Below are 16,633 nucleotides of genomic sequence, written 5' to 3'. Positions count from 1 at the left end.
CATCCGGCACGTCCGCGAAGCACTGGGAAAGTGGGGGGCATGGGGACCGTCGTACACGTGCCGCAGACGCGGGACATGATCGGGGAGGAGCTGTCCGGCGACGAGGCGCTGACGGCCCTGCGCCGCTACGGGGGCCGCAAGCTGCTCCTGGACGCCTTCGCGCGCTTCCGGTACGCCGACGGGTTCAGCCAGGCCCGCTCGCTGGGCTTCCAGGTGGTCCTCGGCATGGTCCCGTTCACGATCGCGCTGGTCGGTGTGACCGTGAACCTGCACACCGAGAGCATCGGGCGGATCATCGAGCTGACCCTCGGCCGGATCGTCCCCGGAGCCAGCGCCGACGTCGTCCAGGACGCCCTGGACGGCACCCGCCGCAGCGCCGGGGCCGATGTCCCGGGCGCCGTCGCGATCTGGACGGGGCTCGGGTTCGCCGTTCTGAACCTCGCGTCCGCCATGGGACAGATAGAACGCGGCTGCAACCGGATCTACGGCGTGGAGCGCGACCGCCCCTTCCCCGCGAAGTACGCCCGCGGTCTGCTGCTGGCGCTCGGCGCCGGCGTTCCGATGGCCCTCGGCTTCCTGGTGCTGGTCGCCGGGGAGGCGGTGGGCGACTCCGTCGTGGAGGCGCTGGGCTGGTCCCGGCGGTGGCTCGACTGGTGGGGACCGCTGGAGGTGCCCGCCGGGGTGATCCTCGCCGGGGTCGCCTCCGCGGTGATCTTCCGCTGGTCCCCCCGCCGGGACCAGCCGGGCTACACCTGGCTGGCCTTCGGTTCCGCCGTCCATCTGGTGCTCTGGGTCGGGGCGACCTGGCTGCTCGCGTTCTACGTCGAGCGCAGCGGGTCGTTCGGCGCGGTGTACGGGCCGCTCACCGCGTTCGTCGCCCTGCTGCTCTGGGCGAATCTCACCGGGATCGCGCTGTTCCTCGGGGTGGCCTTCGCCGCGCAGCTGGAGGCCGCCCGGGCGGGGATCGTGGACCCGGTCCACCCGGACCCCGGTTCCGGGCCGTGAGGCGGGATCCGAAAGGGGCGACCGGGGGGCCCGGCGTTCCCTCGCACAGGTTCGTCGGACATACTGCGCCCGTGGACCAGCGCATCGATCCGAACAGCCAGCCCGTACACGCCGCGGGGACTGATCCGGGATTTATCCCTGGGCTCATGATCCCCCGCCCTGTTGAGGACGAGGAGAGTGCCCCGGAGAACGAAGCGAAGAAGCCGCTGAAGCGGACGCCCACTCAGGAGGCCGACGAGGCCGCCGAGCAACCCGTCGAACCGGCCACCGCGTCGGAGTCCGAGCCGGAGGCCGAGAGCGAGCGCGACTCCGTGTCCGACGCCGCGCCGGCCGGTGAGGACGCGTCCGGCGGCAGTGTGTCCGGCGAGACGTCCGGTGACACCGCGGAGGACGCGGCCGCGGACACCACCGACCGCACCGCCCCCGCCGACGGCCCCGCCTTCGAGGTCAGCGACCGCCGCGCCTCCATCGCCGCCGACGGCGACGGCGTCCGCTTCACCCTGGACGACGAGGCGGCGGACTTCCGCTGGGACGAGATCGGCGCGGTGGAGATCGGGATTCCGCGCTTCGGACGCCGGTTCACCGTCACCGTCCACACGATCACCCGCCGCCGGTACCACGTCGACGTCGACGCGCCGGCGCGGAGCGACCTCAAGGAATGGTCGGCGGAACTCGACGAAGTGCTGGACGCCTACTTCGAGGAAGCCTGACCCCCGGTCGGATGACGGGTCGTCAGGCGCCCGTCCCCGGCGCGGAGTTCGTGCGCCGGGGCGAGTAATAGGATTCTTGATGCCGTCGGCTGTCCGGCCACCGAACCGGGCCGTGAGCAGGACACGATCTGGGAGACGCGAGTGAGCAACATACCGGAGACGGGACGGACTCCCCGGGTCCAGATCCGTCTCGTCGTCATCCAACTGCTCGTCTTCTCCCTGCTGCTCACGCTCGGTGGCCGCCTCTGGTACCTCCAGATCCGCAACGGACAGGAGTACACGGACGAGGCGAAGAACAACCACGTCCAGCAGGTCGTCCAGCCCGCTGTGCGGGGCTCGATCCTGGACACGCGCGGGGTGCCGCTCGCGGACAACGAGACCCGGTTGGTCGTCTCGGCCAGCCGTACCGAACTGATGAAGATGCCCGACGACGGCAAGGCCGTTCTGACGCGGCTCGCGGGCGTGCTGGGCCTGAAGGCCAAGGACGTCGTGGACAAGGTCCGGCTGTGCGACGCGAAGACGCCGCAGCCCTGTTGGAACGGCTCGCCGTACCAGCCGATCCCCGTGACGGACGAGGCCACCACGCAGCAGGCCCTCCAGATCCGTGAGCGCGCCGAGGACTTCCCCGGCATCACCGCCGAGCCGACGGCCGTCCGCCGCTACGCCGCCCCCGGCAAGGCCAACACCTCCCAGGTGCTGGGGTACCTCTCGCCGGTGACCGATGCGGAGATCATCGAGGCGCAGGACACCAGCTCGCCGTACCTGCGCTCGGACCAGGTGGGCCGCTCGGGCCTGGAGCGTACGTACGACGCGCAGTTGCGCGGCAAGGCGGGTGTCACCCGGTACGAGGTCGACAACCTGGGGCGCGTCCTGGGGGAGGCGAAGTCCCAGAAGGCGCAGCCCGGGGACAACGTCATCACGTCGATCGACGCGCGGGTGCAGGCCGTCGCGGAGTACGAGCTCAACAACGCGATGAAGACCGCCCGCAAGCAGTTCGACACCGTCACCGGCAAGAAGTACAAGGCGGACTCGGGTGCGGTGGTGGTGATGGAGGCGAAGACCGGCCGGGTGGTGGCGATGGCGTCGCAGCCGACGTACGACCCGAACGCGTGGGTCGGGGGCATCTCGGCGAAGGACTACGCGAAGCTGACCGGCAAGAAGTCCAACTTCCCGCTGCTGAACCGGGCGATCCAGGGCCAGGCGGCCCCGGGGTCCATCTTCAAGGTGGTCTCCTCGACGGCCGCGGTGAACGCGGGCTACGACTTCAACGGCAGCTATCCGTGCCCGAGTTCGTACTCGATCGGGAACCAGGTCTTCAAGAACTTCGAGTCCCAGGGCTACGGGAACATCACCATCGGCAAGGCCCTGGAGGTCTCCTGCGACACCGTCTACTACGGCCTGGCCCACCAGGAGTGGCAGAAGGACGGCGGCAACAACCCCAAGAAGAAGCCGGCCGACTGGTTCTACAAGACGGCCCACCAGTTCGGCCTGGGCAAGGAGACCGGCATCGACCTCCCCAACGAGGTCTCCGGCCGGGTCCCGGACCGGCAGTGGAAGCAGGACTTCTGGGAGGCCAACAAGTCGGCCTGGTGCAAGCAGGGCAAGAAGAACGGCACGTACGTCGAGAAGATCGCGTACGAGGGCTGCCTCGAAGGCAACAAGATGCGCGCCGGTGACTCCGTCAACTACTCGATCGGGCAGGGCGACACACTCGTCACCCCGATCCAGATGGCGGCCATCTACGGGGCCATCTCCAACGGCGGGACGCTCTACACCCCGACCGTCGGCAAGGCGATCGTCAGCGCCGACGGCAGGACCGTGAAGAAGATCGCCCCGAAGCCGGACGGCAAACTGCCGATGGACAAGGCGACCCGCGACGACATCGACGAGGCGCTGGCCGGGGTGGCCACCCGCGGTTCCGCCGCGTGGCGCTTCGGCGGCTGGCCGCAGAAGCAGATCCCGATGCATGCCAAGACCGGTACGGCGGAGGTCCACGGGAAGCAGACCACGTCGTGGTTCGCGTCGTACACGAAGGACTACACGATCGTCATGACGATCTCCCAGGGCGGTACGGGCTCCGGCGCCTCCGGTCCCGCCGTCCGGAACATCTACGAGGCGATGTACGGGCTGGACGACCAGGGCCACCAGGACCTCAAGAAGGCCCTCATGCCCAAGCCCCGCACGGCCCTTCCCAGGATCGGCCCCGACGGCGAGATCGACGCCCCCAAGACGGAGCCCTACAAGCCGTAGCGACGCGGTTCTCGTCCCATGGAGCCATGCGCGTTCACTTGTTGAGTCCTTGACAAGTCTAGACCAATGCCGGTTGACTTCAGGCCTCAAGCGTCGCGTGTGGCGGCTCAGTGCGCCATTACGACTTCCCCACAAGTAACGGCTCGGACCCGAGCCGTATTCAATGGCGTGAAGGGATCATCCAGTCGAGATGATAAGAAAATCGCTCAGGGGTCTCACCCTTGCCCGTACCGCCGTCGCGCTCGCCGTGGCGGCTCTGTTCTCGGTCACCCTCACCGTGCCGGCGTCCGCCGCCGACCCGGTCGGCAGCATCACCGGCATCGCCGGCAAGTGCCTGGACGTCGCGGCCGCGAGCAGCGCCAACGGCACCGCCGTACAGCTCTACGACTGCAACGGCACCGCGGCCCAGCAGTGGACCGTCGCGGGTGACGGGACCCTCCGCGCCCTGGGCAAGTGTCTCGACCTCGTCGAGCGCGGCACCGCCGACGGCACCCCCCTCCAGATCTGGGACTGCGGCGGCGGCGCCAACCAGAAGTGGGCGATCTCCGGAGCCAAGGACATCGTCAACCCGACGGCGAACAAGTGCCTCGACGTCACGGGCAACACCTCGGCCAACGGCGCGCGCATCCAGATCTGGACCTGCACCGGCGGCGCCAACCAGAAGTGGAACACCCCTTCCGGCGGCGGCACCACCCCTCCGCCCACCGGCGGCTTCGTCGTCAGTGAAGCGCAGTTCAACCAGATGTTCCCGAGCCGGAACTCCTTCTACACCTACAGCGGCCTCACCAACGCGCTGAGCGCCTACCCGGGCTTCAGCAAGACGGGCAGCACCACGACCCAGCGCCAGGAGGCCGCGGCCTTCCTCGCCAACGTCAACCACGAGACCGGCGGTCTTGTGTACGTGACGGAGATCAACCAGGCGAACTACCCGCACTACTGCGACCCGAACCAGCCCTACGGCTGCCCGGCCGGCCAGGCCGCGTACTACGGCCGCGGCCCGATCCAGCTCAGCTGGAACTTCAACTACAAGGCCGCGGGCGACGCGCTGGGCATCGACCTGCTCAACAACCCGTGGCTCGTCCAGAACGACTCCGCGGTGGCCTGGAAGACCGGTCTCTGGTACTGGAACACCCAGAGCGGCCCGGGCACGATGACCCCGCACAACGCGATGGTCAACGGCGCCGGCTTCGGCCAGACGATCCGCAGCATCAACGGCTCGCTGGAGTGCGACGGCCGCAACCCGGCGCAGGTCCAGAGCCGGGTCGACGCCTACAACCGCTTCACCCAGATCCTGGGTGTCGCCCCCGGCGCCAACCTGTACTGCTGACCCTTCACGGCCGAGGGCCTGAGCCGGGCCCGAAGTCCGTCGAAGTGTCGTGAAGTGCCCTGAGAGTGCGCGGTCCCGGAACACCGGGGCCGCGCACTCTCGGCGTTGTGGTCCTGCACGCCGCCCCGCCCCTAGGGCCTGTCGTCCGGATCTCCCTGGTCGTCCGTGAGCAACTCCGCCACCATCGCGGCGAACTCGTCCGGATCCGCCACCCGCACCCCCAGCGCCTCCGCCTTGGCCCGCTTCGTGCCCGCGTTCTCCCCCGCGACCAACAGCGTCGTCCGCTTGGACACACTGGACGAGGACGTACCACCGGCCCGCTCGATCAGCTCGTTCATCCGGTTCCGCGACAGCTTCGCCAGCGGGCCGGTCATCGCACCCGTCACCACCACCGTCATCCCGGCCAACGGGCCCCCGGGCAAAGCCACTTCGGGCGCGTCCGCCGCCTCCGGTCCGCCCTCCGCCCCGTCCGGAGGGGGCGTCGCCCCCGGCTCCGTCATGTTCACCCCGGCCGCCACCAGCTTGTCGATGAGCGGGGCCAGCTCCGCCAGCTCGGCGACGATCAGGGGCGCCTTCTCCGTCCCGATGCCGTCGACCCTCCGTACCGCCTCCGCGTCCGCCGCTCTCAGCCGGTCCATCGTGGCGAAGTGCCGTGCGATACGGCGGGACATGGACCGGCCCGTGCCCCGCACACCGAGCGCCGCCAGCACGCGCGACAGCGGCTGCGCCTTCGCCCCCTCGACGGCGGCGAGCAGATTGTCCGTACTGGTCACGCCCATGCGGTCCAGCGCCAGCAACTGCTCCCGCCGCAGGACGAACAGATCGGCGAAGTCCGTGAGCAGACCGGCCTCCACGAGCTGGACGACCCGCGTCGCCCCCAGCCCCTCGATGTCGAGCTGGTCCCGCCCCACCGCGTACGAGATGGACGCCACCAGACGGCAGTCACGGCCCCGCACACACCGCCACCGCTGCCCGGAGGTGTCGATCTCCCCACCACACTGCGGGCAGTCCTCGGGGAAGACGATCGGCCGCTCCTCACCGGTCCGCAGACGCACCACCGGCGCCTCCACCCGCGGGATGATGTCGCCCGCCTTGTGGACCATCACCCGGTCGCCGAGGCGCAGGTCGCGGCGGGTGATGTCGCCGGGGTTGTGCAACGTCGCGTACGTGACCGTCGACCCGTCGATCAGTACTGGCTCCAGGACCGCGCGGGGCGCGACGACGCCCGTCCTGCCGACGTTCCACTCCACGGCCAGCAGGCGCGTGATCTTCTCCACCGCCGGGAGTTTGTACGCGATCGCCCAGCGCGGGGCCCGCGATCCCGCACCGGCCGCGCGCTGGTCCTCCGCGAGATCGGCCTTGATCACGATGCCGTCGATGCCGAACGGCAGCTCCGCCCGCAGCCCCGCGATCTCCTCGACCCTGCTCTGCACCTCCGCCACCGTGGCGAGTGTGCGCGGCGCCACGTCCGTCGCGGCGGCGGTGTGGACGCCCAGCCCGGTCACGTACTCCAGCACCTGGCTGTGCGGCCATCGCTCCAGCAGCTCGCCGAGGGGTCCTGACGACGGCAGCGGCAGCGCGCCGTATCCGTAGAACGTCGTCTCCGCGCGGTACGGACGGTCCTTCGCCCGCAGTGTGCCGGCCGCGGCGCCGCGCGCGTTGGCGAACGGGGCGCCGCCGTGTTCCGTACGCAACGCGTTGCCCCGCTCGAACTGCTCACGGGTCATCAGCACCTCGCCGCGCACCTCCAGGCTGACCGGCTCGGTGAGTCGGCCGGGAAGGCCCACCACGGAACCGACGGCGTGCGAGACGTCCTCGCCCGCCGTGCCGTCGCCCCGGGTGACCAGCCGGGTCAGCCGCCCGTGCTCGTAACGGGCCGCGATCGCCAGGCCGTCCAGCTTCGGTTCCACACTCCAGGCCTCCACCGGCCGGCCGAGCCGCCGCTCCAGCGAGGCCGCCCACGCGACGAGCTGCTCGGCGGAGAACACGTTGTCCAGGGACAGCATCGGCGCCGAGTGCGGCACGTCGCCCGTCGCGGCGCCGCCGGCGACCTTGCCGGTCGGGGAGTCGGCCAGCGTCTCGTCGGGGTGCTCCTTCTCGTACGCGGCTATCCCGCGCACCAGACGGTCGTACGTGTCGTCGTCCACGGCGCTCTCCCCGCCCGCGTAGTACGCGGCGGCGGCCGTCCTGGCCTCCTCCACGGCCCGGGCGTACGCGGAGGCATCGGCGACTGCGGCAGGTGTTGTCGTCATGGCTCCCATCCTGCCTCCCACCACTGACAACGCCCCGTGGACGGGAGCGGCGCGGGCTCCGGGGCGCGGGCCCGTGCGGCGGTCACCCGTGTTCCGCGTGTCCTCCTGGCGTCCCGCGCGTTGTATCGATCATGAACGTACGTCGAATCCTCACCACCGCCGCGGCCGGCTCCGCCCTCCTCGCCGCGATCGCCCCCGCCGCCCAGGCCGCGCAGTCCGCCGACTTCGGCACCACCCTGAGCAGCGCGGCGCAGACCGCCGCCGCCGTCGGCGAAGAGACCAAGCCGGTGGCGGACGGTGTCCTCGGCAAGAAGGTCGGCGCCGTCAAGGGCGTGGTGAAGGGCGGCCAGGACGTCGTCAAGCACGGCCAGGTCCTCCTCGGCTGACCCGTACCGCACCAGCGGCACACCCCCCCACGTACACACCAGCCCCCCACAAACACACATCGAGCACCCCCGCCCCAGGCCGGTCGGCCCCCACCGACCGGCCTGGGGCGTGAGGCGGCGCCCCGTAACCGCTACTCCTTCACGGCCCCCGCGTTCGCCCCGCTGACGAAGTAGCGCTGGAAGGCGAAGAACAGCGCGGCCACCGGGAGGGTGGACAGCAGCGCGGCCGCCAGCTTGAGCGGGTACTGCGTACCGCCGCCCAGGCCGCCGGAGACGAAGCGCGCCAGGCCGGTGGTGAGCGTCTCGTACTGGCCGGACTGGGTGGCGACCAGGAAGTGCGTGAACTCGTTCCACGACCCCTGGAACGACAGGATCGTCAGGGTGATCAGCGCCGGCCGCGCCATCGGCAGCACGACGGACCAGAAGACGCGGAACACCCCCGCCCCGTCGACCTTCGCGGCCTCCTCCACCTCACGCGGCACCGACTCGAAGAACTGCTTCATGATGAAGATGCCCGCCGCGTCCACCACCAGCGGCAGGATCATGCCGGTGTACGTGTCGAAGATCCCGAACGTGTTGAGCACCAGGAACTTCGGGATGAGCAGGGCCACTCCGGGCACCGCCATCACCGCGAGGACAAACGTGTACAGCACCGAACGCCCCCGGAAGCGCAGCCGCGCCAGCGCGTACCCCGCCATCGAGTCGAACAGCACCCGCCCCCCGGTCACCACCACGGCCACGAACGCCGAGTTGCCGAGCCAGCGCAGGAACGGCACCCCGTCCGCCGCCTCGCTCAGCCCGAACAGCCGCTGGTAGGCGGCCGTCGTCGGGGTGGTCGGCAGCAGCGACAGCGGGTGGGCGGCCGCGTCCGGATCGGTCTTGAAGCCGGTCACCAACTGGAGCACGAACGGCAGCAGGTAGAGCAGCGCCACTCCCGCCACCAGGGCGTATCCTAGCACCCGCAGTGCCACGGGGAAGCGCCCGAGCACGGGTGTGCCTTGCTCCCGCGCCGCCTTGCGCACGGCCTTGCGCGTGAGGGTCATCGCTTCCTCCCGGTGCGTGCGCCGCGCTCCCGCAGCGCCCAGCGCTGGAAGCCGGTCAGCACGAGGATCAGGGCGAGCAGGACGAACGCGATCGCCGAGCCCTGGCCGAAGTCGGCGTTGTCGAAGCCCGCGGAGTACGACAGGAACGCGGGCGTCAGCGTGGTGTTGCCCGGGGCGCCCTGACCCATCACGTACACCTGGTCGAAGACCTGCCAGGTGGAGATCAGGCCCAGGGTGAGCACCAGGAACAGCACGGGACGCAGCGCGGGCAGGGTCACGTACCGCAGCAACTGGCGGCGGTTGACGCCCTCCAGGGCCGCCGTCTCCTCCAACTCCCTGGGGATGTCCTGGAGCGCCGCGAGGAAGATCAGCATGAAGGTGCCCGACGTGGTCCACACGGCCAGCAGGATGATCGTGCACATCGCGACCGACGGCCCCGACAGCCACTCGAACCACGACAGTCCCATCGTGGAGTGCTCGGCCAGCAGCCCGGTGGGGTGCTCGGGATCCACGAGGCCGAGCCCGCCCAGGACCAGTGAGAGCACCCCGCGCGGATCGGCGAACCAGTTCGGCCCCTTGACCCCGATCCACGACAACAGGGCGTTGACCGCACCGCTTCCTTGGAAGAGGAACAGGAACACCGTGGCGACGGCGATCGAGCTGGTGACGGACGGGAAGAAGAAGATCGTACGGAGCGCGCCCCGGCCGCGCAGCATCCGCTGGTTGACGACAATCGCCAGCACCAGGGCCAGGCCGGTCTGCAACGGCACGGTCAGGAGGACGTAGTACGCGTTGTTGCGCAGAGCGGTCGCGAAGAGCGTGCGGTCGAGGCCGTCCTGCGTGAAGAGCGTGCGGTAGTTGTCCAGGCCCACGAAGTCGGCCTGGCCGGAGAAGGGGTTGGACTGCCCGTCCCAGTGCAGCAGGCTCACCCAGAGCGCCATCAGGATCGGCAGCACCAGGAACGAACCGAGGACCAGCACCATGGGGCTGACGAACAGCCAGCCCCACGCGCCGTCCCGGTCGCGCCCGCCGCGCCGCGAGCGTGTCGCGCGTATCGCGCTTGCCGGGCGGAGGGACATGGGGCTCAGTTGCCTTTCGCCAGGGCCTGTTCGCCGTTGCGCTGGAGGTCGGCGAGGATCTTCTTCGGGTCGGCCGTACGCAGCGACTGGAGCTCGGTGTTGAACTGGCTCAGCACCTTGTCGAAGCCCGCGATCGTCACCGGACCCTGCGCGTACGCGCTGCCGTCCACCCACGCCTTGGCGCGCGGCTGCCGCTCGGCGAAGGTCGCCAGCGCGCTCGTGCGGCTCGGCATCACACCGAACGCCTCGGCGAAGGCCACCTGCTGCTGGGCCGAGGTCAGCGACTTCACCAGGTCGACACTGGCCCGGTGGTGCGGGCTGTCGGCGGCGACGCCCCAGCACGTGCTGAACGCGAGGGTGCCCTTGCCGGCCGGACCGGCGGGCAGCGGCAGGATCCGGTAGTCGACGTCCGGGTAGTCGAGCTTCATGCCGCCGTCGAGCCAGTTGCCCTCGATGGTCATCGCGGCCTTGCCCTTGCCGAGCGCCTCACCGCCCCAGCTGGTGTCGACCGCCTTGGCGAACTTCATCGAACCGGACTTGAGGAGTCCCTGCACGAAGGCCAGCCCCTCGGCGTTCTGGGCGGTGTCGGCGGTCATCTTCGTCTGGTCCGCGTCGGTGACCCAGCCGCCCGCCTGCCTCATGAAGACGCCGAGCCGCTGGTACTCGTCGCTGGTCACCAGGCCGGTGACGCCGTCGCCCGTGAGCTTGTCCGCGACCGTCCTCAACTGCGCCCAGGTGGTCGGGTAGTCCTTCTCGGTGAGCCCGGCCTTCTTCCACAGGGCGGTGTTGACGGCGAGACCGAGGGTGGAGGTGTCCTTGGGAAGGCACATCAGCTTGTTGTCGTACGAGAACGAGGAGCGCAGCTGCGCGGAGAAGTCGTCCGCGTCGGCTATCTGATCGCCGTACGGGTAGAGCGAGCCGCCCTTGGCGTAGTTGGCGAACTGGTCGGAGTTGACGTAGAAGACGTCCGGCGGCTTGTGCCCGGCGAAGGACTGGGCCAGCTGTTGATTCATGTCCTTGGCGACCTCGACGGTCACGGAGTTGCCGGAGGTCTTCGCGTACGCGGCGGCCGCGCTCTTCACGGCCTGGGTCTCGGCGTCTCCCGAGGTGGCGATCAGGACGGTCAGTTCCTGCTTCCCGGACTTCTCCTGTGCGGGCTCCTTGCCGCTGTCGAAACCGGACGAACAGCCGGTCGCGGTCAGCAGCGCCGCGCAGGTGGCGAGGGCGGCGAAGGCCGTGCGGTGGGCCATGAATTCCTCCATAGGGGGATGAAACGTGCGGCTCAGCTGCCCCTGAAGGCACGCTGCGAAGAGGGGGGGTGGCGTTCGGGGAGGGGGGTTCGGAGAGGGCGCTCGCGGAGGGCGCCCGGGGCGGATGCTCGGGGTGGGCGTCCGGGGTGTGCGTCCGGGGTGGGCGGCGCCCCGGGACGCCGGCCGCGGGCCGTGCGGCCGGGTTCAGCCGTGTAAGGCCGGGGTGCTGTCCCGTACGACCAGCGACGGTTCGAGCAGGACGCGCTCGGGCGCCCGGGCGGGCTCTCCCATCCGGGCCAGCAGCAGCCGCACGCATTCGCGGCCGACGGCCTCCAGCGGCTGGGCCACGGTGGACAGGCCGGGCGAGAGGAGCGCGGCGGTGGGGGAGTCGTCGAAGCCGACGACGGCGACGTCCGCCCCCGGTACGGCCTCGCGCTCCCGCAGCGCGTGGTAGCAGCCGAGCGCGAGCATGTCGCTCGCCGCGACCACCGCCGTCGCGCCCGCTTCGAGCAGCGGTACGGCGGCGGCCTGCGCCGACGCGATGTCGTCGACGCTGTACGCGCGGCGGCCCCGTACCGGAAGACCGTGCCGGCGCATGGCGCGCTGCCAGCCCTCCGCGCGGTCGTCACCGACGCCCGACCCGCGCGGCCAGCCCAGGAACGCGATCCTCCGGTGCCCGCGCGCCACCAGGTGCTCGACGGCGGCGTCCGTACCCGAGGCGCCGTCGACGTCCACCCAGTCGCCGATCTGGCGCCCCGACCACATCCGGCCGAAGCCGACGAACGGGACCCCGCGCTTCTGGAGCCAGGCCTGCCGCTGGTCGCCCCGGTCGGTGCCGCTGAGCACGAACCCGTCCACGTGGTGCAGATCGAGCAGTTCCCCGTACCCGTCGAGGGCGTCAGGACCCTCGGGCGGGGGTGAGGCGAACAGCAGGATCCGGTAACCGGCCTCGTCGGCCGTCTGGGACAGGGCGTGCAGGAAGCCGTCCATGACCGGGGCGGACGCGCCGGGCGCGGTGGGGCGGATGCCGTACCCGATGAGTTTGCTGGAGCGGGTACGGAGGGCCTGCGCCGCCCGGTGCGGACGGTAGCCCATCTCGTCGATGGTCCTGCGCACCCGCTCCAGGGTCTCGGGGCGCAGCAGATCGGGGGAGTTGAGGGCGTTGGAGACGGTTTGCGGTGAGACCCCGGCCCGGCGCGCGACCATGGCCAGGGTCACGGGACCGGCCTTGGGCGACGGGGAGTTGGGGGTGCGCGGCATGGGTCTCTCCGGATCCGGCGGGGCGAGTGGGCGAAGTTATTGGAGCGTTCCAATGGTGTTGTCAGGGAGCTGAGGTCGTCGTTAGGGTCTTTGGAACGCTCCAATGCCTGAGAGGTTCTGCTCTTTTGGACATCACTGTCAAGACCCACGACATAACGAACCCGGCCGAGGGGGCCGCTCCGCCGGACGGAAGCCCCCAGGGACCGGCCGGTCTCCAGCCGTTCCTGCACGACGCCGTCGTGACGCTGTACGCGCCGAGCTTCGCGATCTCGCGGGGCGACGGACAGATCGGCGACCCCGGCGAGGGCGGCGCCGACGGCTTCTACCACGGCGACACCCGGGCCCTGTCCCGGCTGACCGTCGAGGCCGGGGGCGTGGTGCTCGCGCCGGTACGCGGCGGTCTCGACGGCGCCGACCGGGCCTCGTTCCGCGCCGTCCTGCGCGGCCTCGGCGAGCACACCCCCGACCCGGCCGTCACCCTGCGCCGCCGCCGCCACGTCACCCCGGGCCGGCTGGCGGAGACCCTGGACGTCACCAACGCGGGGCGGCAGGACGTCCGCGTCCGGCTGACCGTCACCGCCGCCACCGACCTCGCGCCCATGGAGCGCGTCAAGTCGGGCGACCGCCCCGCCGCCGTACCCGCCGTCGCCACCGGGGACGGACTCGCCTGGTCCCAGGAGGCGTTCACCGTACGGCTCGGCAGCACACCCGCCGCCACGACGGCCGACCCGGCGGCCGGACGGCTCGCGTACGACATCGCGCTGGCCCCCGGCGAGACCTGGACCGCCGTCCTGGACTGCGAGGCGGCGCACGAGGAGGGCGACCAGTTCCCCGCGCCGCCCGCCGGCCGCCTGCCCTGGCGCACGCCCCGGCTGCGGAGCGCGGACCGGCGGTTCGACCACTGGCTCGACCAGTCCACCGCCGACCTGGACCGGCTGCGCCTCACCGATCCCGCCGACCCCGCCGACCAGTTCCTCGCCGCCGGGGCCCCGTGGTTCCTCACGCTCTTCGGCCGCGACTCGCTGTGGGCCGCGCGGATGCTGCTGCCGCTCGGGACGGACCTCGCGGCCGGCACGCTGCGCACCCTCGCGCGCCGCCAGGGCGGGGCGACCGACCACGACACCGAGGAGCAGCCCGGCAAGATCCTGCACGAAGTGCGGCGCAGCGCCCAGCGGTTCGACGACACCTTCGCCCTGCCGCCCTGCTACTACGGCACGGTCGACGCCACGCCCCTGTGGATCACCCTGCTGCACGACGCCTGGCGCTGGGGCCTCGCCCCCGACCAGGTCGAACAGCTCCTGCCGCATGCCGAGTCGGCCCTGCGGTGGATGGGCGAGTACGGCGACGCCGACGGTGACGGCTTCCTCGAATACATCGACCTGACCGGGCGCGGCCTGGCCAACCAGGGCTGGAAGGACTCCGGCGACTCGATCAGGCACCGTGACGGGCGCCTCGCCGACTCCCCGATCGCGCTCTGCGAGGTGCAGGCGTACGCGTACGAGGCGGCCCGCGGCGGCGCCGACCTGCTGCGCGCCTTCGGCCGTCCCGGCGCGGACCGCTGGGAGGAGTGGGCCGAGCGGCTGCGCGTCCACTTCCGTGAACGCTTCTGGGTCGAGGACGCGCGCGGGCCGTACCCGGCCGTCGCCCTCGACCGCGACAAACGCCCGGTGGACTCGGTCACCTCGGGCTTCGGGCACCTGCTCGGCACCGGCCTGCTCGACCACGAGGAGAGCGCGCTGCTCGCCGCGCGGATCAGCGCGCCGGACCTCGACTCGGGGCACGGTCTGCGGACCCTGAGCACGGACTCCGTGGGATTCAACCCGTACGGCTACCACATCGGTTCGATCTGGCCGCACGACACCGCGATTGCCGTGCACGGCCTGGTCAGGGCGGGCTTCCCGGACGCGGCCGCGCCGCTGGCGGCGGGCCTGCTGACCGCCTCCGCGGGCTTCGACGCGCGCCTTCCCGAACTGTTCGCCGGGCACGGCGCGGCCACCGACGCGTTCCCCGCGCCCTATCCGGCGTCCTGCCGGCCGCAGGCGTGGGCCGCCGCGTCGTCCGTCCTGGTGCTCCAGTCGGTGCTGGGCCTGTCCGCCGACGTCCCGGGCGGGACGGTCACGGTCGCGCCGGCCTTCGCGGAGGCGTACCGCCCGCTCCGTGTCGAGGGCCTCGACGTGGCGGGCGGCAGGCTGGACATCACGGTCGCCGCCGACGGCACCGCGCACGTCGAGGCGCCGGCCGGGCTGGAGGTGAAGCGCGAGCAGCTCACCCCGCGTTGAGGGTTTCCGGGCCGCGGTGCGGGGCAGTCCGCTCTCGACGGCCGGGAGTCCGGCCGTTCCGGGGGACCCGTGGAGCCGGTCGTCGACACAGCCGTGTCGCTGATGGGCCGAACGGGTGAGGAGCGGGAGGATGTCCGGATGCAGACGCGACGCGCGAGCGGGGTGGTCCGGTGAGCAGGTACGACAGATACGACGTCACCGACGAGCAGTGGGAAGGCCTGGCGCAGGTCGTCCCGCTGCGCAGCCGCAACGAATGGCCGTCGCGGGTCGACCACCGCGCCGTGCAGCCGGAACCCCGCGTCGAGCACCGCAGGTTCGTCGTCCTGCGGGTGCGGGTCTTCGCGGACGCGCGCGAGGTCGCCGACCACCTGATCGCCCAGATCCCGGTCCTGTTGGACCTGTCGGGCGCCGAACTCGACGTGGCCAAGCGCATCCTGGACTTCAGCAGCGGGGTGGTCTTCGGCCTCGGCAGCGGGATGCACCGCGTCGACAAGAACGTGTTCCTGCTGGCCCCCGTCGGCACGGAGGTCGAGGGGATCGCGGCGGCGGCCGTCCCGGGGCCGTAGTCCCGGCCGCCGGCGCGGGTGCGGCGGTGGTAGACCTGGGTCCGTGACGGAACTGAATGTGGCGGGACTCCAGCGCAGGTTGGTCGAGTTCGCGACGGCGCGGGACTGGGGGCAGTACCACACGCCCAAGAACCTGGTGGCGGCGCTGAGCGTCGAGGCCGCCGAACTGCAAGAGATCTTCCAGTGGCTGACCCCCGAGCAGTCGGCGCGCGTGATGGAGGACCCGGAATCGGCCCACCGGGTCGCCGACGAGGTCGCGGACGTGCTCGCCTACCTGCTCCAGTTCTGCGACGCGGTGGGGGTCGACGTGCTGGAGGCGCTGGCCGCGAAGATCGAGCGGAACGAGGTCCGCTTTCCGCCCTCGTCGGCAGCCGAGGACCCCGGTACCCCGTGATCGTCACTCTTCGGAGTGAGTGAGATTTCCACAATCAGCTGGCTGTCCACAGATTTCCGCATTCCTCTGGCCTTTCCGTCGCCGTTCACTCACTCTGGGTAGTGGAGTGAGTGGGCAGGATTGTCGTACGAACGGGGGCTGCGGATGGATGCGGAACGGCTCATCGGCGTGACCCGGCAGGCCCTGGCCGCCAGCGGAGAGGCGTGGGACGTCATCGCGGAGGCCTGGCAGGCACAGGCGCTGGCGCAGGCGATCGGCGACCGGCTGGCGTTGAGCGGGCCGCCGGAGCTGCGCGGCGAGGCGCGTGAGCTGGGTGAGACAGGAGGACGCGGCGGTGGCTTACCGGACGCCCGGGAGGCGGGCGGCGGCGGCCCGGGCGCGAGCGGTCCGGGGCCGGAGGTGTTCGGCTCCGAGGTGTGGTGGGGGGCCGGGACCCGGGCGAGACAGCTGTCGTCGGTGCCGGACGCCCGGGGCGCGCTGACGGGGCTGGCGGAGTTACTGGGCGAGGTGGGGATCGCCCTCGTCGCCGTGGCGTGTGCGACGGACGAGGAGGGGCTGTACTGGCAGTGCATCGAGGCGATCGACGCGGCGGACGAGGCGGGCGACCGGGTGGCGGGCCTGCTGCGCCGGCTCGTCGCGCAGGAGCAGGAGCGGGAGCGCAAGGAGGCGCGGGAGCGCCAGAGACAGCAGGAGACCGAGCGCGAGCGGGAGCGGCAGCGGAACCACGAGCGCAGGCGGGGCCGTTGAGGCGGGCCCGGGCCGGTGGCGCCGCCTGTGGTGGTGTTCACGCCCTACCCCCCGTCCAGGGCGTGAACACGCGCCCGACTCTAGG

13 protein-coding genes and 1 pseudogene are annotated in these 16,633 nt (G+C 71.4%); 9 read left to right on the top strand and 5 right to left on the bottom strand.

All coding sequences use genetic code 11. From position 1 onward, the window contains the following. Nucleotides 1-39 precede the first annotated feature (39 nt). The 4 genes from HA039_RS07425 to HA039_RS07410 all read left to right on the top strand — a co-directional run bounded on the left by HA039_RS07425 (nt 40) and on the right by HA039_RS07410 (nt 5,292). Entirely contained in the window at nt 40-1,005 is a 966-nt protein-coding gene (locus HA039_RS07425; protein ID WP_167025589.1) for a YihY/virulence factor BrkB family protein, read from the top strand. 71 nt (nt 1,006-1,076) lie between these two features. Then, a complete protein-coding gene (locus HA039_RS07420) occupies nt 1,077-1,715 on the top strand; it encodes a hypothetical protein (protein WP_167025586.1) in 639 nt (212 codons plus the stop codon). A 141-nt stretch (nt 1,716-1,856) separates the two neighbouring features. Continuing rightward, nucleotides 1,857-3,965, top strand: a complete 2,109-nt coding sequence (gene mrdA, locus HA039_RS07415) for a penicillin-binding protein 2 (RefSeq protein ID WP_167025583.1) — start codon at nt 1,857-1,859, stop codon at nt 3,963-3,965. 190 nt (nt 3,966-4,155) lie between these two features. Beyond that, entirely contained in the window at nt 4,156-5,292 is a 1,137-nt protein-coding gene (locus HA039_RS07410) for a glycoside hydrolase family 19 protein (RefSeq protein ID WP_167025580.1), read from the top strand. 131 nt (nt 5,293-5,423) lie between these two features. On the opposite strand, the gene ligA is transcribed toward HA039_RS07410, so the two are convergent. Beyond that, nucleotides 5,424-7,553, bottom strand: coding sequence for an NAD-dependent DNA ligase LigA (gene ligA, locus HA039_RS07405; RefSeq protein ID WP_167025576.1), 2,130 nt, complete (start codon nt 7,551-7,553; stop codon nt 5,424-5,426). A 122-nt stretch (nt 7,554-7,675) separates the two neighbouring features. Between ligA and HA039_RS07400 the strand changes: the two genes are divergently transcribed. After that, entirely contained in the window at nt 7,676-7,930 is a 255-nt protein-coding gene (locus tag HA039_RS07400) for a hypothetical protein (protein WP_167025574.1), read from the top strand. Between the two features lie 131 nt (nt 7,931-8,061). On the opposite strand, the gene HA039_RS07395 is transcribed toward HA039_RS07400, so the two are convergent. The 4 genes from HA039_RS07395 to HA039_RS07380 all read right to left on the bottom strand — a co-directional run bounded on the left by HA039_RS07395 (nt 8,062) and on the right by HA039_RS07380 (nt 12,562). Next, nucleotides 8,062-8,973, bottom strand: coding sequence for a carbohydrate ABC transporter permease (locus tag HA039_RS07395; protein ID WP_208298559.1), 912 nt, complete (start codon nt 8,971-8,973; stop codon nt 8,062-8,064). Further along, entirely contained in the window at nt 8,970-10,052 is a 1,083-nt protein-coding gene (locus HA039_RS07390; protein WP_243869260.1) for a carbohydrate ABC transporter permease, read from the bottom strand. Before HA039_RS07390 ends, HA039_RS07395 begins: the two co-directional genes overlap by 4 nt. Before the next feature lie 5 nt (nt 10,053-10,057). Further along, a complete protein-coding gene (locus HA039_RS07385) occupies nt 10,058-11,302 on the bottom strand; it encodes a sugar ABC transporter substrate-binding protein (RefSeq protein ID WP_167025570.1) in 1,245 nt (414 codons plus the stop codon). A 204-nt stretch (nt 11,303-11,506) separates the two neighbouring features. Beyond that, nucleotides 11,507-12,562, bottom strand: a complete 1,056-nt coding sequence (locus tag HA039_RS07380; RefSeq protein ID WP_167025567.1) for a LacI family DNA-binding transcriptional regulator — start codon at nt 12,560-12,562, stop codon at nt 11,507-11,509. Nucleotides 12,563-12,687: 125 nt separating this feature from the next. On the opposite strand from HA039_RS07380, the gene HA039_RS07375 reads away from it, so the two are divergent. The 4 genes and pseudogenes from HA039_RS07375 (at nt 12,688) to HA039_RS07360 (ending at nt 16,548) form a co-directional block, all read left to right on the top strand. Next, nucleotides 12,688-14,841: an amylo-alpha-1,6-glucosidase gene (locus HA039_RS07375; RefSeq protein WP_167025564.1), complete on the top strand. Its 2,154-nt coding sequence runs from the start codon at nt 12,688-12,690 to the stop codon at nt 14,839-14,841. Nucleotides 14,842-15,011: 170 nt separating this feature from the next. After that, the gene (locus HA039_RS07370) at nt 15,012-15,407 is read left to right on the top strand and encodes a cell division protein SepF (protein ID WP_167025561.1); all 396 of its coding nucleotides are present in this window, start codon (nt 15,012-15,014) and stop codon (nt 15,405-15,407) included. A gap of 43 nt (nt 15,408-15,450) precedes the next feature. Next, nucleotides 15,451-15,820: pseudogene (locus HA039_RS07365) on the top strand (nucleotide pyrophosphohydrolase). Nucleotides 15,821-15,945: 125 nt separating this feature from the next. Next, nucleotides 15,946-16,548: a DUF6099 family protein gene (locus tag HA039_RS07360; RefSeq protein WP_167025555.1), complete on the top strand. Its 603-nt coding sequence runs from the start codon at nt 15,946-15,948 to the stop codon at nt 16,546-16,548. Nucleotides 16,549-16,633: the final 85 nt, after the last annotated feature.

The organism is Streptomyces liangshanensis, assembly GCF_011694815.1.
Lineage (GTDB): Bacteria > Actinomycetota > Actinomycetes > Streptomycetales > Streptomycetaceae > Streptomyces > Streptomyces liangshanensis.
Note: the sequence above shows the minus strand (reverse complement) of the source record. Positions and strands in the feature narration are given on the sequence as shown.